The organism is Escherichia sp. MOD1-EC4550, from assembly GCF_963876935.1.
Lineage (GTDB): Bacteria > Pseudomonadota > Gammaproteobacteria > Enterobacterales > Enterobacteriaceae > Escherichia > Escherichia coli_F.
This window is the reverse complement of sequence record NZ_CAWNSE010000009.1, coordinates 174,977-196,003: the sequence shown is the minus strand read 5'-3', so window position 1 is coordinate 196,003 and position 21,027 is coordinate 174,977. Positions and strand designations below refer to the sequence as shown.

Below are 21,027 nucleotides of genomic sequence, written 5' to 3'. Positions count from 1 at the left end.
ATTCAAATGGAATTGCTTATTCCAGAAAGGCGATTTTTGCCTTTTTAGTATTCAACCTGATGCTTAATAAGCCGATGAAACTGGATCTGCAAGGTATTGATCATTTGCGATGACCAACGAACAGCGCTGTTTTCGGGTAATGAATGGGGCATCCATACCGACCAGACAAATAATGCCATGCAGATAAAACGTTCCAGTTGGTTGCCCTTTTGGGGAACCAGGATAGGCAAGCGGAAACGCCAGCGGCATGGCCAGAGCAGGGGAACACCGGCGGGTGTCAGCATATCGGCAAGTATGTGGCTCAAATAACCCAGTACCATTCCCTGCAACGCATCAGCAGGAATAAACCAGCTTTCAGGAACCTTAAGGTAAAAGGTTGCCAGCAGCGCAAATACCGCCAGCAGACTGTGGGTAAAACCACGATGCCCAAAAGCGCGGGCGATCGGTTTTGATATCCACTTTAATCGCTGCCCAAGAAACGACTTTGGGTGATCGATGTCCGGTAACAAACACGTCAGGATTGCGGAAGGGACAATATGCCACCAGTCACCCTGTGCCAGCACGGGCGTCAGCTCGGCATTTTTGGCAAATACCGCACAAGCAATAGAAAAGAGAAGGTGACCTTCCGCCGTCATGATAAAACTCACTAAACTGTCGATACGTACAGTATAGGATTTTTATACAGTGCACGGAAGTAGTGACGGTGTAACTCTTTCTCTTAAATTGACGATTAATCCGCCAGTTGAATGCAAATTCAGATAAAGAACCAGGGGCAGCGTGATAACTGCCCTTGGTTATTAACCGAGAAGGTCTTTTGCGGTGAGTTCTGTCAGCGATGAGAGTTTGACGTTTGCTAATACAAAACGTGGATCATTTTGCGCTTCTGGCGCAGGAACGACGATGGAACGCATGCGGGCTGCTTTAGAGGCGATCATGCCATTTACCGAATCTTCCAGCGCTACGCAGGTCAGTGGGTCAACGCCCAGTTTTGCTGCGCAGTCGAGATATACTTGCGGATGCGGCTTGCTGTAAGGCAATTTTTCAGCCGAGGCGAGGGCATCGAAACTGTCGCGTAAGTCAAACATGGTCAACACTTTTTCCAGCATATGTAGTGGTGACGCGGAGGCCAGTCCCACCAATAAACCTTGTTCTTTGCATAACGCAACGGCTTCACGCACGCCTGGCAATAATGGGCGTGTCTCTTCAACCAGTGAAATGGCACGAGCAATAACCCGTTCTACTACTTCCTGACGGCTTGGACCATTCCAGGGTTGCCGGGCGTACCAAAGATCGACCACCATATCGATGCGTAAACCTAAGGTGTCCGGCAGCTCGTTACGACGGGAGATATCCACCCCCAGGCTTGCCATCACATCCAGTTCGGCCCGATCCCATAAAGGTTCTGAGTCGATAAGTAATCCATCCATATCAAAAATTGCAGCAAGAATCTGACGCGGGGTTGACATTACAACCTCTCCTTTAGAGCATTATGTGTAAGGTATTAAGCCGTGCTTATGATTAAGCGCCTATCATATCGCCTTTAAAGAATGGGCGAAAACAGATATCTACAGGTAAACTAAGTGAAACGACGCGTCTTAATCAAGGAGAACTCATGACGTATCAACAAGCTGGACGCATTGCTGTTTTGAAAAGGATTTTAGGTTGGGTGATTTTTATACCTGCATTGATCTCTACATTGATTTCTTTGCTGAAATTTATGAATACCCGGCAGGAAAACCAGGAAGGCATTAATGCGGTCATGCTCGACTTTACTCATGTCATGATCGATATGATGCAGGCGAATACGCCTTTTTTGAATCTGTTCTGGTTTAACTCCCCGACGCCCAATTTTAATGGTGGCGTGAACGTTATGTTCTGGGTGGTATTCATCCTGATTTTTGTCGGACTGGCGTTGCAGGACTCCGGTGCCCGGATGAGTCGCCAGGCGCGTTTCTTGCGGGAAGGTGTTGAAGATCAACTCATTCTGGAAAAAGCCAAAGGGGAAGAGGGGCTAACACGCGAACAGATTGAGTCACGTATTGTTGTCCCGCACCATACTATTTTCCTGCAGTTTTTCTCGCTGTATATCCTGCCGGTTATTTGTATTGCTGCAGGTTATGTGTTCTTTTCTCTGCTGGGGTTTATTTAATCAAAAGGCCGCACGGAGCGGCCATTATCCTCACCCCATATTATGCTGCTAATAATCTATCCAGTGACTGCTGAGCAATAACCAAATGCTGACCGCCAAATAACCTTGCACGATTTAACAGCGTGTAGAGTTGGTAAACCGGTTGACGTTCAAGGAAATCGGCAGGTAGCGGGGATACTGACTGATAGCCGTCATAGATTTGTGGCGGCTGTTCAGTATGCAGCGGTAACATCGCCAGGTCGCACTCTCGGTCACCCCAGTAGCAGGCCGGGTCGAAAATGTACGGGCCATCCGGACCCAGCGCACAGTTGCCGGACCATAAATCGCCGTGCAACAGAGAAGGCTGCGGTTGATGCGAGGCCAGACGCTGCTGAATATGCTCGACGATGGCATCGATATTGCCGAAAGCGATCCCTTTTTCTGCCGCCAGTTCCAGCTGCCAGCCAATCCGTTGTTCAGCAAAAAAAGTTGACCAGCGACGTTGCCAGGTGTTGGGCTGGGGAGTTGTGGAGAGCGCGTTATCGAAATCGAGGCCAAATTGCGGTTGGTCGCTCCATTGATGTAAACGCGCAATTTGCTGACCAAGAATAAATGCGCTATGCGCATCCAGCGGGCGAGGTGGGAGATAATCCATCACCAGAAAACTGTAGTCACGGTCAGCGCCAACTGCCCAAACCTTAGGCACGGTGACGGTTTTACTACGCGACAGTAACTCCAGTTGGTCGGCTTCGGCGGTAAAACCGGGAAGCAGTTCCCTTTCATCACATTTGACGAAAAAGTCACGTCCTGCATAGCGCAAATGCCATGCGGCATGGACTTCTCCGCCAGGCAGTTCATTACGCAGTTCGATTTCGCCTTCACCTAACTGCTCGCTCAAAAGACGACTGATTGCCTGCCACATGATGTCTCTCCCATGTTGTCTGCCAGATCATAAGGTTAGCGCAAGAATGCGGTGTAAAAACACGAGCTAACGCACACCACAGACTGATTATTGCCCAAAAACCATTTATTTTCTGTTGCTATTCCATTCCTCCCAGGTCGTGATGGTGATTTCAGGATCTTTGCCGGTTGCACTTTGGGTAAGCCCCGAAACCAGTTCTCTAATTTCTTCTTCACTTTGGGTACTGATAAGTCCAAAAGTGTTAGTCCCCAGCTCATGGATATTTCCATCATCATCCGTCATGGTGAGCAAAAAACCGTCGCGAGTCAGGTAATTATTCAACTCGTTAATTTCAGTCAATGTATCCTCGTGCAACATGACGGTTATGACATAACGGACAAGATCGCCACTGGCCATAGTTCACCCCTTTGTTATCACATGACTTTTGAGCATAGTCGGAGAAACGCGTTGCCGACAGGTTGGTGGTGATTCCCCCAATGCAGGGGGAATGTTTCAGTTAGCGGGAAAGGTAAGCGTAAATTTTTTGTGTATCGTCATGGGAGCACAGGCGTGTTCCCTGATTGAGTGTGGCTGCACTCCCCGCAGCTACGCCAAAACGGACCATCTCTTCAAGAGAGGCATTTTCTGCCAGTTTCAGTGTCATCGCGCCGACCATGCTGTCACCAGCGCCAACGGTGCTCTGGCTTTTCACCGGTGGTGGCACAACCTGAATGCAGTTTTCACTATCAACGCCCAGCGCCCCTTGTGGACCCAGGGAAACGACAACTCGTTTGGCCTTGCCGCTATTAACGATTTCCTGCGCGGCTTTGCGGACATCGTCTGGCTGGGTGAGTTCGCGATTCACCAGCGCACTGAGTTCTTTTTGGTTAGGCTTAACCAACTCGATGTTACCAATCGCCAGTGCTGCACTTAACGCTTCGCCAGAACTGTCGACGATACAGCGGATCCCTTGGTTTTGCGCAGCGGAAATCAGTTGGGTTAATTTTTCTAGCTTCACACCTGGCGGCAGGCTTCCGCTTATGACCAGGATAGCACCGGATTCAATTTCCAGAACTTGCTCTTCAAGCTGGCGAAACTCATCTTCACTTAATGCCGCGCCTGGCATGACAAAACGATACTGCTCACCGCTTGCTTCCACATGTACGTGTAAATTCTGCCGGGTCCAGTCTTTGGCTTCTACAGTAGCGACGGGGACATTTTCATCTGCCAACAGTGAAACCAGATGTTCGCCGGTCGCACCACCCGCCGGGAAGATCGCTGTGGCACTGCCTCCAAGATGGGCAATGGCGCGGGCGACGTTGATGCCGCCGCCTCCGGGTTCGAATACCGGTGCGGTACAGCGCAGCTTTCCTTCGGGATAAATTTGCGGGGTAATTGTTGCGCTATCGAGAGAGGGCGCAAGTGTCAACGTATAGATACGTACCATCATTTCCTCCTATAGGCTGATTTCAGTCTGGCACCGAATCAGCGGAAAGTGAAGAAATTAACAATATGATTTATTAGAGCTTTATTTAAAATTTTGCAGATAAATATATATAAATAAAAATCTGTTTTCGCCACATGCTTATTCAAAAAATGAAATAAGAATACATTGCTAAGTTATTCGCGCCTTTTTATAATTCGTTACCTTTCCAGGGACGCTAATCTTTGATCCTTAAGAAAGTTTCCGGGACCGCGAAGGTCTCTTTTTTTGTTGTACGGACTCTTGATAAATGAAGCTTTTGAAGACAGTTCCTGCCATCGTTATGTTGGCGGGGGGCATGTTTGCGTCACTGAATGCAGCTGCCGATGATTCCGTTTTTACTGTCATGGACGATCCTGCCAGCGCTAAAAAACCTTTCGAAGGTAATCTGAACGCAGGATATCTTGCACAATCAGGCAATACGAAAAGCTCCTCACTTACGGCTGACACCACCATGACCTGGTATGGACAAACCACTGCCTGGTCGCTGTGGGGGAACGCCAGTAATACTTCTTCTAATGATGAGCGTTCTTCAGAAAAATATGCGGCGGGCGGGCGTAGCCGTTTTAATTTAACTGATTATGACTATTTATTTGGGCAGGCAAGCTGGCTGACAGACCGTTATAACGGCTATCGAGAGCGCGATGTGTTGACCGCGGGTTATGGTCGCCAGTTTTTGAATGGCCCGGTACACAGTTTCCGCTTTGAATTCGGTCCAGGTGTGCGTTACGACAAATATACCGACAATGCCAGTGAAACCCAGCCGCTGGGTTATGCCTCCGGGGCTTATGCATGGCAGTTGACTGACAACGCTAAATTTACGCAGGGTGTTTCCGTCTTTGGCGCGGAAGACACAACGCTGAACTCTGAAAGCGCATTAAATGTTGCTATTAATGAACATTTTGGACTGAAGGTGGCTTACAACGTCACATGGAACTCTGAACCTCCAGAGTCTGCACCGGAACATACCGATCGTCGGACAACCTTATCGCTGGGCTACAGCATGTAACATTATCTGCCGGACCGTAGTATGCGGTCTGGCTGTTTTCGTTTGTCACTGCTCAGCCCCAAATCATTGCTGCCCAACGTAGCAACAACATAGCGCCACAGATTGCCAGTAGCACCACCACCATCTTCCAGTGTTTTTTATCAAAGCGTTTAGTCGGCATACCAGTGTCCTGCATATCTCTTGTGCGTGATAACGGAGTGTAACAAAAGGGACAGGCAACAAGGGATTTTTTGCAATTGCAGCCGTCGGGTGGCGTTGTGCACCCGGTCACTGTTATTGAGTTTAATGTATATGTATCAACATATACATCGTAAATATTTAGTTATAAATACGCCTGTAGTTCATCTGGACTAAAGCTCAGGCTTTGGCTGATTACATTTATAGCTGCATAATATGTTTCTACCGTTTTATAATGATTATGATGAATGGCTATATGAACAGCTGATATGTTGTCATAATTTTTAGCGGCCAACAGTGTGAATAACTGATGTTGACTAAAAGAATATTTTTTTGCAAAAGTACACAGCGTCGATATATAAGATAGCACGACGTCTTCATTACCCTTGCTCATGGCGATGTATAAAGCAGGGGTTCCATGTGCTGTTGCGCCTTTTAATAAATCCATGATGTTAATTTTGCTGAGGTTATATTTAACAGCGATTCCATAAACTTTAGAGAGGAACCGTGTGACACACAAAGGGTGATTGTTTTCCATTGCAGCAAATAACCCTGGTTCACCATCACGTGTTTTCATTGCTAAAATATCCATCACCATTTTTTTGTTTAAAAGCTCTTGTGCTATTGGAGTGGTTAATGCATTCAGAAAGATATCGATTATTTCATCGAATCCATACAACATGGAGATATAGAGTCCAGGTGTTTCGTTAGCACTTTTAGTTTGCAGTAATTTAACCAGGTTATCTTCATGAATGATATGATTGTATACCAGTGACTGAATTTCTTGCATAAATATTTTTACGTTGTCAGCATGTCCGTTCATCATAGCCAGAAATAAAGCAGGTGTACCAACGCTATTCTGCGCAGTTATTATTTCAATGATTTCTTTTTCAGGGAGTATGCGCAACTGTTTGAATAATGTAATAAGCTGTTGAGTCTGGCCTGTGGCCATTATTAACAACATTGCCGATGGATGTATAGGGGCAAATGGCATTCGTGTCGCAACACCCGCGAAAATTGCCCCTGGAACTCCCTCAGGTAATAGAGGCAGAATAGCAATTGCACAGTTGCGAACATACATATCAGCCCAGGTCTGAGCATCGGGACCTGAACTGATGAACTTATCAAGCGAGACAAAGCCTCGTGCTGTCCTGTGGGTGCCTCTGACGGCAACATTGGTGTCGTTCGGATCGTAAACGGACACAACATAATTTAACTGTCCATCCGCTGCCAGCTTTATTCGTAGCCTTACTGATAAAGTATGATTGTCTATATATAAAATCGCGGACATATGACTGACATTGTTTGCCATCATTCGACAGAAGAAAATATCTAAAGCGAAGCCAAAATCCTTACTCGCGATAACGCGACTCCCTGCAGGAGGATGGCGAAGTAATGCTCTGAACTCCGCGTCCCGGACTATAGGGACATGCTGTTGTATGGATTCAACGGAGGAGTAATGTTTAATCAGGTTGACTTTGCCTTTTCCATTTCCCAATGAATCAAGGGCGTATTGTAATGACAGATGGCGACAAAAAATAGCGTCAGAAGGAGATTGCAAAAAAAATGCACTACCATTGAGATTTACTGTTGGTTGTATAGTTTTTTCTCTATGGATGTTTTTTGACAGCTTCATGCAATGGTTACGTTTTTCGGCAGTTGACTGTTCCTGTTCAATATAATCCAGTATGCTTCGCAAATGGTTAGCTTTAATGGGCGTGGTTTCCAGAAGTAAGGAAATGATTTCTTTTTTATAGTGTAATGTAATGAGTATATTTTCTGCATGGATGGGGGAAGTGGCAAAGCTAATGATAAAAAGGGCAGTGGAATAACAATTTTGTGATATTTTTCGACAGCTTGCGGTAAATTCCTGAGTAACACAGTATGACAGCATCGAACTTAAATCAGAGCTATCAAGTAGGGTGATGAGCTGGCGCGCAAATTGATTAATAGGCTCTGCTGAAGGCGTTGGAATGTCGCTATCGATGTGCACTCTATGAGGAGACTTATAATGAGTTCTGATAATGATATCGTTTTCACTCATAATCTATTCGCCTTATATATGTCTGGAGGTTTTGAGTATGATGATTAATTATTATCGCCAGAACGAAATGTGCACGAAAAATTGCTATAAGAATTGTGTCACTTTTATCATTGCGATATGACCAGTTCGTCATTAATCTCATGATCGTTTAAATACCACCGCCAAATAGCGCAACGAACTTTGCTGGATTCAGTTTATCTGCATAAATCCGCTCGCAGTAAACCTTTCAGACGCTGCGTGATGTTATCAGTGGTTCTTTAAGCGTTTTGCTGGTGTACTCACTACAAACGAATTGCGAATCGAATCAATGTGAAACGGAAAGGTACAATCTCCCTTTTTTTAGTGTTAACATCGTTCAACCGGGTGGAAGGTGAGAGGTTAATGTCTTTCATTTGTGTACCTGATTGCGAACCAATTTAGCATTTGTTGGCTAGATGGTTTCGCAATGAACTGTTAATAAACAAATTTTTCTTTGTATGTGATCTTTCGTGTGGGTCACCACTGCAAATAAGGATATAAAATGCCTGTTATAACTCTTCCTGATGGCAGCCAACGCCATTACGACCACGCTGTAAGCCCCATGGATGTTGCGCTGGACATTGGTCCAGGTCTGGCGAAAGCCTGTATCGCAGGGCGCGTTAATGGTGAACTGGTTGATGCTTGCGATCTGATTGAAAACGACGCACAACTGTCGATCATTACCGCCAAAGACGAAGAAGGTCTGGAGATCATTCGTCACTCCTGTGCGCACCTGTTAGGGCACGCGATTAAACAACTTTGGCCGCATACCAAAATGGCAATCGGCCCGGTTATTGACAACGGTTTTTATTACGACGTTGATCTTGACCGCACGTTAACCCAGGAAGATGTCGAAGCACTCGAGAAGCGGATGCATGAGCTTGCTGAGAAAAACTACGACGTCATTAAAAAGAAAGTCAGCTGGCACGAAGCGCGTGAAACTTTCGCCAACCGTGGGGAGAGCTACAAAGTCTCCATTCTTGACGAAAACATCGCCCATGATGACAAGCCAGGTCTGTACTTCCATGAAGAATATGTCGACATGTGCCGCGGTCCGCACGTACCGAACATGCGTTTCTGCCATCATTTCAAACTGATGAAAACGGCAGGGGCTTACTGGCGTGGCGACAGCAACAACAAAATGTTGCAACGTATTTACGGTACGGCGTGGGCAGACAAAAAAGCGCTAAACGCTTACCTGCAGCGCCTGGAAGAAGCCGCGAAACGCGACCACCGTAAAATCGGTAAACAGCTCGACCTGTACCATATGCAGGAAGAAGCGCCGGGTATGGTCTTCTGGCACAACGACGGTTGGACCATCTTCCGTGAACTGGAAGTGTTTGTTCGTTCTAAACTGAAAGAGTACCAGTATCAGGAAGTTAAAGGTCCGTTCATGATGGACCGTGTTCTGTGGGAAAAAACCGGTCACTGGGACAACTACAAAGATGCAATGTTCACCACGTCTTCTGAGAACCGTGAATACTGCATTAAGCCGATGAACTGCCCGGGTCACGTACAAATTTTCAACCAGGGGCTGAAGTCTTATCGCGATCTGCCGCTGCGTATGGCCGAGTTTGGTAGCTGCCACCGTAACGAGCCGTCAGGTTCGCTGCATGGCCTGATGCGTGTACGTGGTTTTACCCAGGATGACGCGCATATCTTCTGTACTGAAGAACAAATTCGCGATGAAGTTAACGGATGTATCCGTTTAGTCTATGATATGTACAGCACTTTTGGCTTCGAGAAGATCGTCGTCAAACTCTCCACTCGTCCTGAAAAACGTATTGGCAGCGACGAAATGTGGGATCGTGCTGAGGCGGACCTGGCAGTTGCGCTGGAAGAAAACAACATCCCGTTTGAATATCAACTGGGTGAAGGCGCTTTCTACGGTCCGAAAATTGAATTTACCCTGTATGACTGCCTCGATCGTGCATGGCAGTGCGGTACAGTACAGCTGGACTTCTCCTTGCCGTCTCGTCTGAGCGCCTCCTATGTGGGTGAAGACAACGAGCGTAAGGTACCGGTAATGATTCACCGCGCAATTCTGGGGTCGATGGAACGTTTCATCGGTATCCTGACCGAAGAATTCGCTGGTTTCTTCCCGACCTGGCTTGCGCCGGTTCAGGTTGTTATCATGAATATTACCGATTCACAGTCTGAATACGTTAACGAATTGACGCAAAAACTATCAAATGCGGGCATTCGTGTTAAAGCAGACTTGAGAAATGAGAAGATTGGCTTTAAAATCCGCGAGCACACTTTGCGTCGCGTCCCATATATGCTGGTCTGTGGTGATAAAGAGGTGGAATCAGGCAAAGTTGCCGTTCGCACCCGCCGTGGTAAAGACCTGGGAAGCATGGACGTAAATGAAGTGATCGAGAAGCTGCAACAAGAGATTCGCAGCCGCAGTCTTAAACAATTGGAGGAATAAGGTATTAAAGGCGGAAAACGAGTTCAAACGGCGCGCCCTAACCGTATCAATGGCGAAATTCGCGCCCAGGAAGTTCGCTTAACAGGTCTGGAAGGCGAGCAGCTTGGTATTGTGAGTCTGAGAGAAGCTCTGGAGAAAGCAGAAGAAGCCGGAGTAGACTTAGTCGAGATCAGCCCTAACGCCGAGCCGCCGGTTTGTCGTATAATGGATTACGGCAAATTCCTCTATGAAAAGAGCAAGTCTTCTAAGGAACAGAAGAAAAAGCAAAAAGTTATCCAGGTTAAGGAAATTAAATTCCGTCCTGGTACAGATGAAGGCGACTATCAGGTAAAACTCCGCAGCCTGATTCGCTTTCTCGAAGAGGGTGATAAAGCCAAAATCACGCTGCGTTTCCGCGGTCGTGAGATGGCGCACCAGCAAATCGGTATGGAAGTGCTTAATCGCGTGAAAGACGATTTGCAAGAACTGGCAGTGGTCGAATCCTTCCCAACGAAGATCGAAGGCCGCCAGATGATCATGGTGCTCGCTCCTAAGAAGAAACAGTAAGGCCTTCAAGTAGCACTGTCTGTGGAGCCTTTGGGCTTCACAGGCATTGTTCGCCTTTGTTTCGTTTATTAACAATGCGAAGTGGAAGTTATTAAAATGCCAAAAATTAAGACCGTACGCGGTGCTGCTAAGCGCTTCAAAAAAACCGGTAAAGGTGGTTTTAAGCACAAGCACGCTAACCTGCGTCACATTCTGACCAAAAAAGCGACCAAACGTAAACGTCACCTGCGTCCGAAAGCCATGGTTTCCAAAGGCGATCTGGGCCTGGTAATCGCGTGCCTGCCGTACGCATAAGCCGTTAACGTTTTTTAACTTTTTAATTAGAATATAGATACAGGAGAGCACATATGGCTCGCGTAAAACGTGGTGTTATTGCACGCGCACGTCACAAGAAAATTTTGAAACAAGCTAAAGGCTACTACGGTGCGCGTTCTCGCGTATACCGCGTTGCCTTCCAGGCTGTTATCAAAGCTGGTCAGTATGCTTACCGTGACCGTCGTCAACGTAAGCGTCAGTTCCGTCAACTGTGGATTGCGCGTATCAACGCAGCAGCACGTCAGAACGGTATTTCTTACAGCAAATTCATCAATGGCCTGAAAAAAGCCTCTGTTGAAATCGACCGTAAGATCCTGGCTGATATCGCAGTATTCGACAAAGTAGCGTTCACCGCTCTGGTTGAAAAAGCGAAAGCAGCTCTGGCATAAGCCAGTTGAAAGAGGGAGCTAGTCTCCCTCTTTTCGTTTCAACGCCATCAAAACATTGACTTTTATCGCCGTAGCCTTTTCAATAAAGGTCTTTTGAAAAGTACCAAAAGGTAACGCAAGCAATGAATGCTGCTATTTTCCGCTTCTTTTTTTACTTTAGCACCTGACTCCAGGAGGCTAGCGCGTGAGAAGAGAAACGGAAAACAGCGCCTGAAAGCCTCCCAGTGGAGGCTTTTTTTGTATGCGCGTTTTGAAAAATAAAAAGCCAGTCTCATCAGGCGTAATTGTCGCAGCCAGTCTGGGCACGGCCAGCGCGGAGAAACCGGAGCGTACTTAAGTACGTGAGGATTTCGAGCACTGCCCGGGACCAAAATGGCAAGTAAAATAGCCTGATGGGATAGGCTCTAAGTCCAACGAACCAGTGTCACCACTGACACAATGAGGAAAACCATGTCACATCTCGCAGAACTGGTTGCCAGTGCGAAGGCGGCCATTAGCCAGGCGTCAGATGTTGCCGCGTTAGACAATGTGCGCGTCGAATATTTGGGTAAAAAAGGGCACTTAACCCTTCAGATGACGACCCTGCGTGAGCTGCCGCCAGAAGAACGCCCGGCAGCCGGTGCGGTTATCAACGAAGCGAAAGAGCAGGTTCAGCAGGCGCTGAATGCACGTAAAGCGGAACTGGAAAGCGCAGCGCTGAATGCGCGTCTGGCTGCGGAAACGATTGATGTCTCCCTGCCGGGTCGTCGTATTGAAAACGGCGGTCTGCATCCGGTGACCCGTACCATCGACCGTATCGAAAGTTTCTTCGGTGAGCTTGGCTTTACCGTGGCAACCGGGCCGGAAATCGAAGACGATTATCATAACTTCGATGCTCTGAACATTCCTGGTCACCACCCGGCGCGCGCTGACCACGACACTTTCTGGTTTGACGCTACCCGCCTGCTGCGTACCCAGACCTCTGGCGTACAGATCCGCACCATGAAAGCTCAGCAGCCACCGATTCGTATCATCGCGCCTGGCCGCGTTTATCGTAACGACTACGACCAGACTCACACGCCGATGTTCCATCAGATGGAAGGTCTGATTGTTGATACCAACATCAGCTTTACCAACCTGAAAGGCACGCTGCACGACTTCCTGCGTAACTTCTTTGAGGAAGATTTGCAGATCCGCTTCCGTCCTTCCTACTTCCCGTTTACCGAACCTTCTGCAGAAGTGGACGTCATGGGGAAAAACGGTAAATGGCTGGAAGTACTGGGCTGCGGGATGGTGCATCCGAACGTGCTGCGTAATGTTGGCATCGATCCGGAAGTTTACTCTGGTTTCGCCTTCGGGATGGGGATGGAGCGTCTGACTATGTTGCGTTACGGCGTCACCGACCTGCGTTCATTCTTCGAAAACGATCTGCGTTTCCTCAAACAGTTTAAATAAGGCAGGAATAGATTATGAAATTCAGTGAACTGTGGTTACGCGAATGGGTGAACCCGGCGATTGATAGTGATGCGTTGGCAAATCAAATCACCATGGCTGGCCTGGAAGTTGACGGTGTAGAACCGGTTGCCGGTAGCTTCCACGGCGTGGTTGTGGGTGAAGTGGTTGAGTGTGCGCAGCATCCGAACGCTGACAAACTGCGAGTGACAAAAGTGAATATCGGCGGCGATCGCCTGCTGGACATTGTCTGCGGTGCGCCAAACTGCCGTCAGGGCCTGCGTGTGGCGGTAGCGACCATTGGTGCTGTTCTGCCGGGTGATTTCAAAATTAAAGCGGCAAAACTGCGCGGCGAACCGTCTGAAGGGATGCTGTGCTCCTTTTCTGAGCTGGGAATTTCTGACGATCACAGCGGCATTATCGAACTGCCAGCGGATGCGCCGATTGGCACCGACATCCGCGAATACCTGAAACTCGATGACAACACCATCGAAATCAGCGTGACACCAAACCGTGCCGATTGCTTAGGCATTATCGGCGTGGCGCGTGATGTTGCCGTGCTGAACCAGCTGCCGCTGGTTGAACCGGAAATCGTTCCGGTTGGTGCGACCATCGACGACACGCTGCCGATTGCAGTAGAAGCGCCGGAAGCCTGCCCGCGTTATCTTGGCCGTGTGGTAAAAGGCATTAACGTTAAAGCGCCAACTCCGCTGTGGATGAAAGAAAAACTGCGTCGTTGCGGGATCCGTTCTATCGATGCAGTTGTTGACGTCACCAACTATGTGCTGCTCGAACTGGGCCAGCCGATGCACGCTTTCGATAAAGATCGCATTGAAGGCGGCATTGTGGTGCGGATGGCGAAAGAGGGCGAAACGCTGGTACTGCTCGACGGTACCGAAGCGAAGCTGAACGCTGACACCCTGGTCATCGCCGACCACAACAAGGCGCTGGCGATGGGCGGCATCTTTGGTGGCGAACACTCTGGCGTGAATGACGAAACGCAAAACGTCCTGTTGGAATGCGCTTTCTTCAGCCCGCTGTCTATCACCGGTCGTGCTCGTCGTCATGGTCTGCATACTGATGCGTCTCACCGTTATGAGCGTGGCGTTGATCCGGCACTGCAGTACAAAGCGATGGAACGTGCGACCCGTCTGCTGATCGACATCTGCGGTGGTGAGGCTGGTCCGGTAATTGATATCACCAACGAAGCAACGCTGCCGAAGCGTGCAACCATCACTTTGCGTCGCAGCAAACTGGATCGCCTGATTGGTCATCATATTGCCGATGAGCAGGTTACTGACATTCTGCGTCGTCTCGGCTGCGAAGTGACCGAAGGCAAAGACGAGTGGCAGGCAGTTGCGCCGAGCTGGCGTTTCGACATGGAGATTGAAGAAGATCTGGTCGAAGAAGTCGCGCGTGTTTACGGCTACAACAACATCCCTGATGAGCCGGTGCAGGCAAACCTGATTATGGGTACTCACCGCGAAGCCGATCTGTCGCTCAAGCGCGTGAAAACGCTGCTCAACGACAAAGGCTATCAGGAAGTGATCACCTACAGCTTCGTTGATCCGAAAGTGCAGCAGATGATCCATCCAGGCGTTGAAGCCTTACTGCTGCCAAGCCCTATTTCCGTTGAAATGTCAGCAATGCGTCTTTCCCTGTGGACCGGCCTGCTGGCAACCGTGGTGTACAACCAGAACCGTCAGCAGAACCGTGTGCGCATTTTCGAAAGTGGTCTGCGTTTCGTGCCAGATACTCAGGCACCGTTGGGCATTCGTCAGGATCTGATGTTAGCCGGTGTGATTTGCGGTAACCGTTACGAAGAGCACTGGAACCTGGCAAAAGAGACCGTTGATTTCTATGATTTGAAAGGCGATCTTGAATCCGTTCTCGACCTGACCGGTAAACTTAATGAGGTTGAGTTCCGTGCAGAAGCGAATCCGGCACTGCATCCGGGGCAATCCGCAGCGATTTATCTGAAAGGTGAACGTATTGGTTTTGTTGGGGTTGTTCATCCTGAACTGGAACGTAAACTGGATCTTAACGGTCGCACTCTGGTGTTCGAACTGGAGTGGAACAAGCTCGCAGACCGCGTGGTGCCTCAGGCGCGCGAGATTTCTCGCTTCCCGGCGAACCGTCGTGACATCGCGGTGGTGGTCGCAGAAAACGTTCCCGCAGCGGATATTTTATCCGAATGTAAGAAAGTTGGCGTAAATCAGGTAGTTGGCGTAAACTTATTTGACGTGTACCGCGGTAAGGGTGTTGCGGAGGGGTATAAGAGCCTCGCCATAAGCCTGATCCTGCAAGATACCAGCCGTACACTCGAAGAAGAGGAGATTGCCGCTACCGTCGCCAAATGTGTAGAGGCATTAAAAGAGCGATTCCAGGCATCATTGAGGGATTGAACCTATGGCGCTTACAAAAGCTGAAATGTCAGAATATCTGTTTGATAAGCTTGGGCTTAGCAAGCGGGATGCCAAAGAACTGGTTGAACTGTTTTTCGAAGAGATCCGTCGAGCTCTGGAAAACGGCGAACAGGTGAAACTCTCTGGTTTTGGTAACTTCGATCTGCGTGATAAGAATCAACGCCCGGGACGTAACCCGAAAACGGGCGAGGATATTCCCATTACAGCACGGCGCGTGGTGACCTTCAGACCCGGGCAGAAGTTAAAAAGCCGGGTCGAAAACGCTTCGCCCAAAGACGAGTAATCTGATCTAACTAAAAAGGCCGCTCTGCGGCCTTTTTTCTTTTCACTGTCGAAGAGTCACCGTAAAATCAACGCCATGACACTTCAGCAGAACGGATACCATGCTGACACTTGCCCGCCAACAACAGCGACAAAATATTCGCTGGTTATTATGCCTGTCAGTTTTGATGCTGCTGGCGCTTTTCTTAAGCCTTTGCGCCGGTGAACAATGGATTTCGCCAGGTGACTGGTTTACTCCTCGTGGCGAACTGTTCGTCTGGCAAATTCGCCTGCCACGTACGCTGGCTGTATTGCTGGTTGGTGCGGCGCTGGCTATATCCGGCGCTGTAATGCAGGCATTGTTTGAAAATCCTCTGGCAGAACCTGGACTACTTGGCGTCTCTAACGGCGCAGGCGTAGGGCTTATCGCCGCGGTATTGCTTGGGCAAGGGCAACTCCCAAACTGGGCACTAGGGCTGTGTGCGATTGCTGGCGCGCTTATCATCACTTTAATACTCTTACGTTTTGCCCGTCGTCATCTTTCGACCAGTCGGTTATTGCTGGCCGGTGTTGCATTAGGGATTATCTGTAGCGCACTAATGACGTGGGCTATCTATTTTTCCACCTCTGTTGATTTACGTCAGCTGATGTACTGGATGATGGGCGGTTTTGGCGGCGTAGACTGGCGGCAAAGTTGGCTGATGCTGGCATTGATCCCCGTGTTGTTATGGATCTGTTGTCAGTCCAGACCGATGAATATGTTAGCACTTGGCGAGATCTCGGCGCGGCAACTGGGTTTACCCCTGTGGTTCTGGCGCAATGTGCTGGTGGCAGCGACCGGCTGGATGGTTGGCGTCAGTGTGGCGTTGGCGGGTGCTATCGGCTTTATTGGTCTGGTGATCCCACATATTCTCCGGTTATGTGGTTTGACCGATCATCGCGTATTACTTCCCGGCTGCGCGCTGGCAGGGGCGAGCGCATTGCTGCTGGCCGATGTTGTGGCGCGCCTGGCATTAGCTGCCGCAGAGCTGCCTATTGGCGTGGTCACCGCAACGTTGGGTGCGCCGGTGTTTATCTGGTTATTGTTAAAAGCAGGACGTTAGCCGCAAAAAGACGGTCTATGATTAAAAGCTAAGATTTTTACTGACCACCCAGGAGAAACGATGCAAGATTCCATTCTGACGACCGTAGTGAAAGATATCGACGGTGAAGTGACCACGCTGGAGAAGTACGCCGGTAATGTGCTGTTGATTGTCAATGTCGCCTCAAAGTGTGGCTTAACGCCGCAATATGAGCAGTTGGAGAATATTCAGAAAGCCTGGGCCGATCGTGGTTTTGTGGTGCTGGGATTCCCGTGCAACCAGTTTCTGGAGCAAGAACCGGGCAGCGATGAAGAGATTAAAACTTACTGCACCACTACATGGGGGGTGACGTTCCCGATGTTCAGTAAGATTGAAGTTAATGGCGAAGGACGCCATCCGCTGTATCAAAAATTGATTGCCGCAGCGCCGACGGCAGTCGCGCCGGAAGAGAGCGGATTCTATGCCCGTATGGTCAGCAAAGGTCGTGCACCTCTGTACCCTGATGATATTTTATGGAATTTTGAGAAATTTTTAGTTGGCAGGGACGGATTGGTCATCCAGCGTTTTTCCCCGGATATGACGCCGGAAGATCCCATTGTGATGGAAAGCATTAAACTGGCGTTGGCGAAATAATGTCTATTGTGATGCAGCTACAGGATGTTGCGGAATCAACCCGCCTTGGGCCGCTTTCTGGCGAGGTTCGGGCTGGGGAGATCCTGCATCTGGTGGGGCCGAATGGCGCGGGTAAGAGTACCTTACTGGCGCGAATGGCCGGAATGACCAGCGGTAAGGGAAGCATTCAGTTCGCGGGGCAACCACTGAAAGCATGGTCCGCAACAAAACTCGCGCTGCATCGCGCCTATCTTTCACAACAACAGACGCCACCGTTTGCAATGCCGGTCTGGCACTACCTGACACTGCATCAGCACGATAAAACGCGTACCGAACTACTGAATGATGTCGCAGGGGCGCTGGCTCTTGATGACAAACTCGGACGTAGCACCAATCAACTTTCCGGCGGCGAATGGCAACGCGTACGTCTTGCTGCGGTGGTGCTGCAAATCACACCCCAAGCCAATCCCGCAGGTCAATTGCTGCTTCTTGATGAGCCTATGAACAGTCTTGACGTTGCGCAACAAAGTGCGTTAGACAAAATTCTGAGCGCACTGTGTCAGCAAGGACTGGCGATTGTGATGAGCAGTCACGATCTCAACCACACCTTGCGTCATGCGCATCGGGCGTGGTTGCTAAAAGGTGGAAAAATGCTGGCCAGTGGACGCAGAGAAGAGGTGCTCACGCCGCCAAATCTGGCGCAGGCCTATGGGATGAATTTTCGCCGTCTGGATATCGAAGGTCACAGAATGCTGATTTCGACCATCTGATTTCATTAGTATCTTGAAAATCGGGTAATTACGACGCTAAATTAATGCAAGAATAAAAAACAGAGGAACCGTACGGAATGCGTTTCTGCCTTATTTTGATCACAGCACTGTTTCTGGCCGGGTGTAGCCACCATAAAGCACCGCCGCCAAATGCCAGACTTTCTGATTCGATTACCGTTATTGCCGGTTTGAACGACCAGCTACAGAGCTGGCATGGCACGCCGTATCGTTATGGTGGCATGACGCGGCGCGGTGTGGACTGTTCGGGGTTTGTGGTTGTGACGATGCGCGATCGTTTCGATTTGCAGCTGCCCCGTGAAACCAAACAACAAGCCTCTATCGGCACGCAAATTGATAAAGACGAGTTGCTGCCTGGTGACCTGGTCTTTTTCAAAACGGGCTCCGGACAAAATGGTTTGCATGTAGGTATTTACGATACCAACAACCAATTTATCCACGCCTCTACCAGCAAGGGTGTGATGCGTTCCTCACTCGATAATGTCTATTGGCAGAAAAATTTCTGGCAGGCGAGACGAATCTAGTATGTCGAAAAATGGACGGCGATGATACATCTCCGTCCATTTACTCCTGAATACAGTAGTATTTTACAGACAAAAATACCGTAGATGGATTATTCGTTTATAATCAGGATAATCTAATAAAAGGACCCCTGAAAAAGTGGTTAACATGGAACAAATGAAAGTTACTCCTTCTGTAATTGTTATGTCTTATGGCCTCATCCCTTTTAGCCGGATACTGAAAAACATCCTTCGAGAGGGACGGTTACCATGAAGATTTTTTTGGAGAATCTTTATCATTCTGATTGCTATTTCCTGCCGATAAGAGATAACCAGCAAGCCCTTGTCGGCGTTGAGTTAATTACCCATTTCTCCAGTGAAGATGGTACGGTTCGTATACCGACGAGTCGGGTTATAGCGCAACTTACCGAGGAGCAACATTGGCAATTATTTTCTGAGCAGTTGGAATTGCTAAAATCATGCCAACACTTTTTTATTCAACATAAACTCTTTGCCTGGCTTAATTTAACCCCACAAGTGGCTACTTTATTATTAGACAGGGATAATTACGCGGGCGAACTATTAAAATATCCGTTTATTGAACTGTTGATTAATGAGAATTACCCGCATCTCGATGAAGGAAAAGATAATCGCGATCTTTTGTCCTTATCGCAAATGTATCCCCTTGTGTTAGGTAATTTGGGCGCAGGCAATAGCACAATGAAAGCGGTTTTTGATGGTCTTTTCACCCGCGTCATGCTGGATAAAAGTTTTATTCAGCAACAAATCACGCATCGCTCCTTCGAACCGTTTATTCGTGCGATCCAGGCGCAAATTTCCCCATGTTGCAATTGCATCATCGCGGGGGGCATTGATACGCCAGAAATAATGGCACAGATTACCCCCTTTGATTTCCATGCTCTCCAGGGATGCCTGTGGCCTGCCGTTCCTGTAAATCAGATAACGACGTTGGTTCAGCGATAACCCTCCTGTTTGCTGGTGTTTAAGACGAGAGTAACCGTCTACACTATCAAACAGGAGGATCTATGACCCTGTCTTTTATTACCCGTTGGCGCGATGAATTGCCAGCAACCTATACAACACTTTCCCCTACGCCTTTAAATAATGCCCGGCTGATTTGGCATAATGCCGAACTGGCTAACACGCTGGGTATTCCATCGTCACTGTTTAAAAATGGCGCAGGTGTCTGGGGTGGCGAAACCCTACTGCCTGGTATGTCACCACTGGCGCAGGTTTACAGTGGTCATCAGTTCGGCGTCTGGGCGGGCCAACTGGGTGATGGGCGCGGCATTTTACTCGGCGAACAACGGCTTGCTGATGGCACTACAATGGACTGGCATCTGAAAGGTGCTGGCCTGACGCCTTATTCGCGAATGGGTGATGGACGGGCGGTTTTACGTTCGACGATACGAGAAAGTCTCGCCAGTGAGGCGATGCATTATCTGGGTATTCCGACGACCCGCGCGTTAAGTATCGTCACCAGCGATTCGCCAGTGTATCGGGAAACGGTGGAGCCAGGCGCGATGCTGATGCGTGTGGCACCAAGTCATCTTCGCTTTGGTCATTTCGAACATTTTTACTATCGCCGCGAGCCGGAAAAGGTTCGTCAGTTAGCTGAATTTGCTATTCGTCATTACTGGTCACATCTTGCAGATGATGAGGACAAATACCGTCTCTGGTTTACCGATGTTGTCGCACGTACCGCATCGTTAATTGCCCAATGGCAGACGGTCGGCTTTGCTCATGGGGTGATGAATACCGACAACATGTCGCTGCTGGGGCTGACGCTTGATTACGGGCCGTTTGGTTTTCTTGATGATTACGAACCCGGTTTTATTTGTAATCACTCGGATCACCAGGGGCGTTATAGCTTTGATAATCAACCTGCCGTCGCGTTGTGGAATTTACAGCGTCTGGCGCAGACATTGTCACCATTTGTTACCGTAGATGCCCTGAATGAGGCCCTGGACAGCTATCAGCAGGTTTTGTTGACGCATTATGGACAACGGATGCGGCAGAAACTGGGCTTCATGACGGAGCAAAAAGAGGATAACGCGCTACTGAATGAATTATTCAGTCTGATGGCGCGAGAGCGCAGCGATTATACCCGAACATTCCGCATGCTGAGTCTGACCGAGCAGTACAGCGCGGCGTCACCGCTACGTGATGAGTTTATCGATCGTGCGGCATTTGATGACTGGTTTGCCCGTTATCGGGTACGTTTGCAACAAGACGAGGTTACCGATAGTGAGCGTCAGCAGCTGATGCAAAGCGTTAACCCAGCTCTGGTGTTGCGCAACTGGTTGGCGCAACGGGCGATTGAAGCGGCAGAAAAGGGTGATATGACGGAATTGCACCGCCTGCATGAGGCGTTGCGAAATCCTTTCAGCGACAGAGATGATGACTACGTCAGTCGTCCACCTGACTGGGGTAAACGGCTGGAAGTCAGCTGCTCGAGTTAAAGG

23 protein-coding genes and 1 other annotated feature are annotated in these 21,027 nt (G+C 48.9%); of the genes, 16 read left to right on the top strand and 7 right to left on the bottom strand.

Annotation, left to right across the window (positions count from 1 at the left end):
* Positions 1-44: 44 nt before the first annotated feature.
* Positions 45-635 carry a metal-dependent hydrolase gene (locus tag AACU19_RS06185; RefSeq protein WP_001295408.1) on the bottom strand — a complete coding sequence of 197 codons (591 nt, stop codon included), beginning with the start codon at positions 633-635 and terminating at the stop codon, positions 45-47.
* Between the two features lie 162 nt (positions 636-797).
* Complete coding sequence (hxpB, locus tag AACU19_RS06180) at positions 798-1,466, bottom strand: hexitol phosphatase HxpB (protein WP_000106834.1); 669 nt, start codon at positions 1,464-1,466, stop codon at positions 798-800.
* 146 nt (positions 1,467-1,612) lie between these two features.
* Here hxpB and AACU19_RS06175 point away from each other — a divergent pair, with 146 nt between their 5' ends.
* Positions 1,613-2,149, top strand: a complete 537-nt coding sequence (locus AACU19_RS06175; RefSeq protein WP_105278816.1) for a YniB family protein — start codon at positions 1,613-1,615, stop codon at positions 2,147-2,149.
* Between the two features lie 40 nt (positions 2,150-2,189).
* Here AACU19_RS06175 and AACU19_RS06170 read toward each other — a convergent pair whose 3' ends face one another.
* The 3 genes from AACU19_RS06170 to pfkB all read right to left on the bottom strand — a co-directional run bounded on the left by AACU19_RS06170 (position 2,190) and on the right by pfkB (position 4,476).
* Entirely contained in the window at positions 2,190-3,050 is an 861-nt protein-coding gene (locus AACU19_RS06170) for a fructosamine kinase family protein (protein ID WP_000267670.1), read from the bottom strand.
* Between the two features lie 105 nt (positions 3,051-3,155).
* The gene (ghoS, locus tag AACU19_RS06165; protein ID WP_000146149.1) at positions 3,156-3,446 is read right to left on the bottom strand and encodes a type V toxin-antitoxin system endoribonuclease antitoxin GhoS; all 291 of its coding nucleotides are present in this window, start codon (positions 3,444-3,446) and stop codon (positions 3,156-3,158) included.
* Between the two features lie 100 nt (positions 3,447-3,546).
* The gene (gene pfkB, locus AACU19_RS06160) at positions 3,547-4,476 is read right to left on the bottom strand and encodes a 6-phosphofructokinase II (protein WP_000251742.1); all 930 of its coding nucleotides are present in this window, start codon (positions 4,474-4,476) and stop codon (positions 3,547-3,549) included.
* A gap of 286 nt (positions 4,477-4,762) precedes the next feature.
* Here pfkB and AACU19_RS06155 point away from each other — a divergent pair, with 286 nt between their 5' ends.
* Positions 4,763-5,521, top strand: coding sequence for a DUF481 domain-containing protein (locus AACU19_RS06155; RefSeq protein ID WP_000771396.1), 759 nt, complete (start codon positions 4,763-4,765; stop codon positions 5,519-5,521).
* Between the two features lie 52 nt (positions 5,522-5,573).
* On the opposite strand, the gene yniD is transcribed toward AACU19_RS06155, so the two are convergent.
* Positions 5,574-5,681, bottom strand: coding sequence for a small membrane protein YniD (gene yniD / locus AACU19_RS06150; RefSeq protein WP_001142445.1), 108 nt, complete (start codon positions 5,679-5,681; stop codon positions 5,574-5,576).
* 162 nt (positions 5,682-5,843) lie between these two features.
* The gene (gene espL1 / locus AACU19_RS06145) at positions 5,844-7,742 is read right to left on the bottom strand and encodes a type III secretion system effector EspL1 (protein ID WP_105278815.1); all 1,899 of its coding nucleotides are present in this window, start codon (positions 7,740-7,742) and stop codon (positions 5,844-5,846) included.
* A gap of 520 nt (positions 7,743-8,262) precedes the next feature.
* Here espL1 and thrS point away from each other — a divergent pair.
* The 14 genes from thrS to selO all read left to right on the top strand — a co-directional run bounded on the left by thrS (position 8,263) and on the right by selO (position 21,024).
* A complete protein-coding gene (gene thrS, locus AACU19_RS06140; protein ID WP_001144202.1) occupies positions 8,263-10,191 on the top strand; it encodes a threonine--tRNA ligase in 1,929 nt (642 codons plus the stop codon).
* 3 nt (positions 10,192-10,194) lie between these two features.
* A complete protein-coding gene (gene infC, locus AACU19_RS06135; RefSeq protein ID WP_001700733.1) occupies positions 10,195-10,737 on the top strand; it encodes a translation initiation factor IF-3 in 543 nt (180 codons plus the stop codon).
* A gap of 96 nt (positions 10,738-10,833) precedes the next feature.
* Positions 10,834-11,031, top strand: coding sequence for a 50S ribosomal protein L35 (gene rpmI / locus AACU19_RS06130; RefSeq protein ID WP_001124225.1), 198 nt, complete (start codon positions 10,834-10,836; stop codon positions 11,029-11,031).
* A 53-nt stretch (positions 11,032-11,084) separates the two neighbouring features.
* Entirely contained in the window at positions 11,085-11,441 is a 357-nt protein-coding gene (gene rplT, locus AACU19_RS06125) for a 50S ribosomal protein L20 (RefSeq protein ID WP_000124850.1), read from the top strand.
* 116 nt (positions 11,442-11,557) lie between these two features.
* Positions 11,558-11,682 (top strand) — a sequence feature (Phe leader region).
* Positions 11,564-11,608 (top strand): pheST operon leader peptide PheM, encoded by a 45-nt coding sequence (pheM, locus tag AACU19_RS06120; RefSeq protein WP_001386830.1) that lies wholly within the window; start codon positions 11,564-11,566, stop codon positions 11,606-11,608. (Overlaps the previous feature by 45 nt.)
* A 209-nt stretch (positions 11,683-11,891) precedes the next feature.
* The gene (gene pheS / locus AACU19_RS06115; RefSeq protein WP_000018588.1) at positions 11,892-12,875 is read left to right on the top strand and encodes a phenylalanine--tRNA ligase subunit alpha; all 984 of its coding nucleotides are present in this window, start codon (positions 11,892-11,894) and stop codon (positions 12,873-12,875) included.
* Between the two features lie 14 nt (positions 12,876-12,889).
* Positions 12,890-15,277: a phenylalanine--tRNA ligase subunit beta gene (gene pheT, locus AACU19_RS06110; protein ID WP_105278814.1), complete on the top strand. Its 2,388-nt coding sequence runs from the start codon at positions 12,890-12,892 to the stop codon at positions 15,275-15,277.
* Between the two features lie 4 nt (positions 15,278-15,281).
* Positions 15,282-15,581 (top strand): integration host factor subunit alpha, encoded by a 300-nt coding sequence (gene ihfA, locus AACU19_RS06105; RefSeq protein ID WP_001229265.1) that lies wholly within the window; start codon positions 15,282-15,284, stop codon positions 15,579-15,581.
* A gap of 100 nt (positions 15,582-15,681) precedes the next feature.
* Positions 15,682-16,662 carry a vitamin B12 ABC transporter permease BtuC gene (gene btuC / locus AACU19_RS06100; RefSeq protein ID WP_105278813.1) on the top strand — a complete coding sequence of 327 codons (981 nt, stop codon included), beginning with the start codon at positions 15,682-15,684 and terminating at the stop codon, positions 16,660-16,662.
* A 60-nt stretch (positions 16,663-16,722) separates the two neighbouring features.
* Positions 16,723-17,274: a bifunctional thioredoxin/glutathione peroxidase gene (btuE, locus tag AACU19_RS06095; RefSeq protein ID WP_001154187.1), complete on the top strand. Its 552-nt coding sequence runs from the start codon at positions 16,723-16,725 to the stop codon at positions 17,272-17,274.
* Complete coding sequence (gene btuD, locus AACU19_RS06090; protein WP_105278812.1) at positions 17,274-18,023, top strand: vitamin B12 ABC transporter ATP-binding protein BtuD; 750 nt, start codon at positions 17,274-17,276, stop codon at positions 18,021-18,023. The genes btuE and btuD overlap by 1 nt, the downstream gene beginning before the upstream one ends.
* Positions 18,024-18,100: 77 nt before the next feature.
* A complete protein-coding gene (locus AACU19_RS06085; protein ID WP_001209785.1) occupies positions 18,101-18,565 on the top strand; it encodes a C40 family peptidase in 465 nt (154 codons plus the stop codon).
* A gap of 246 nt (positions 18,566-18,811) precedes the next feature.
* Positions 18,812-19,525, top strand: a complete 714-nt coding sequence (gene ydiV / locus AACU19_RS06080; protein WP_105278811.1) for an anti-FlhDC factor — start codon at positions 18,812-18,814, stop codon at positions 19,523-19,525.
* A gap of 62 nt (positions 19,526-19,587) precedes the next feature.
* Entirely contained in the window at positions 19,588-21,024 is a 1,437-nt protein-coding gene (selO, locus tag AACU19_RS06075; RefSeq protein ID WP_105278810.1) for a protein adenylyltransferase SelO, read from the top strand.
* The last annotated feature ends 3 nt before the right edge of the window (positions 21,025-21,027 follow it).

Excerpts from the sequence above, each read along its gene's own strand:
- AACU19_RS06185 (WP_001295408.1), bottom strand. The coding sequence starts at position 635 with ATGACGGCGGAAGGTCACCTTCTCTTTTCTATTGCTTGTGCGGTATTT.
- AACU19_RS06085 (WP_001209785.1), top strand. The coding sequence starts at position 18,101 with ATGCGTTTCTGCCTTATTTTGATCACAGCACTGTTTCTGGCCGGGTGT.
- yniD (WP_001142445.1), bottom strand. The coding sequence starts at position 5,681 with ATGCCGACTAAACGCTTTGATAAAAAACACTGGAAGATGGTGGTGGTG.
- AACU19_RS06175 (WP_105278816.1), top strand. The coding sequence starts at position 1,613 with ATGACGTATCAACAAGCTGGACGCATTGCTGTTTTGAAAAGGATTTTA.
- btuE (WP_001154187.1), top strand. The coding sequence starts at position 16,723 with ATGCAAGATTCCATTCTGACGACCGTAGTGAAAGATATCGACGGTGAA.
- ghoS (WP_000146149.1), bottom strand. The coding sequence starts at position 3,446 with ATGGCCAGTGGCGATCTTGTCCGTTATGTCATAACCGTCATGTTGCAC.
- AACU19_RS06170 (WP_000267670.1), bottom strand. The coding sequence starts at position 3,050 with ATGTGGCAGGCAATCAGTCGTCTTTTGAGCGAGCAGTTAGGTGAAGGC.
- rpmI (WP_001124225.1), top strand. The coding sequence starts at position 10,834 with ATGCCAAAAATTAAGACCGTACGCGGTGCTGCTAAGCGCTTCAAAAAA.
- selO (WP_105278810.1), top strand. The coding sequence starts at position 19,588 with ATGACCCTGTCTTTTATTACCCGTTGGCGCGATGAATTGCCAGCAACC.
- espL1 (WP_105278815.1), bottom strand. The coding sequence starts at position 7,742 with ATGAGTGAAAACGATATCATTATCAGAACTCATTATAAGTCTCCTCAT.
- thrS (WP_001144202.1), top strand. The coding sequence starts at position 8,263 with ATGCCTGTTATAACTCTTCCTGATGGCAGCCAACGCCATTACGACCAC.
- AACU19_RS06155 (WP_000771396.1), top strand. The coding sequence starts at position 4,763 with ATGAAGCTTTTGAAGACAGTTCCTGCCATCGTTATGTTGGCGGGGGGC.
- rplT (WP_000124850.1), top strand. The coding sequence starts at position 11,085 with ATGGCTCGCGTAAAACGTGGTGTTATTGCACGCGCACGTCACAAGAAA.
- pheT (WP_105278814.1), top strand. The coding sequence starts at position 12,890 with ATGAAATTCAGTGAACTGTGGTTACGCGAATGGGTGAACCCGGCGATT.
- pheS (WP_000018588.1), top strand. The coding sequence starts at position 11,892 with ATGTCACATCTCGCAGAACTGGTTGCCAGTGCGAAGGCGGCCATTAGC.
- ihfA (WP_001229265.1), top strand. The coding sequence starts at position 15,282 with ATGGCGCTTACAAAAGCTGAAATGTCAGAATATCTGTTTGATAAGCTT.
- btuD (WP_105278812.1), top strand. The coding sequence starts at position 17,274 with ATGTCTATTGTGATGCAGCTACAGGATGTTGCGGAATCAACCCGCCTT.
- ydiV (WP_105278811.1), top strand. The coding sequence starts at position 18,812 with ATGAAGATTTTTTTGGAGAATCTTTATCATTCTGATTGCTATTTCCTG.
- hxpB (WP_000106834.1), bottom strand. The coding sequence starts at position 1,466 with ATGTCAACCCCGCGTCAGATTCTTGCTGCAATTTTTGATATGGATGGA.
- btuC (WP_105278813.1), top strand. The coding sequence starts at position 15,682 with ATGCTGACACTTGCCCGCCAACAACAGCGACAAAATATTCGCTGGTTA.
- pfkB (WP_000251742.1), bottom strand. The coding sequence starts at position 4,476 with ATGGTACGTATCTATACGTTGACACTTGCGCCCTCTCTCGATAGCGCA.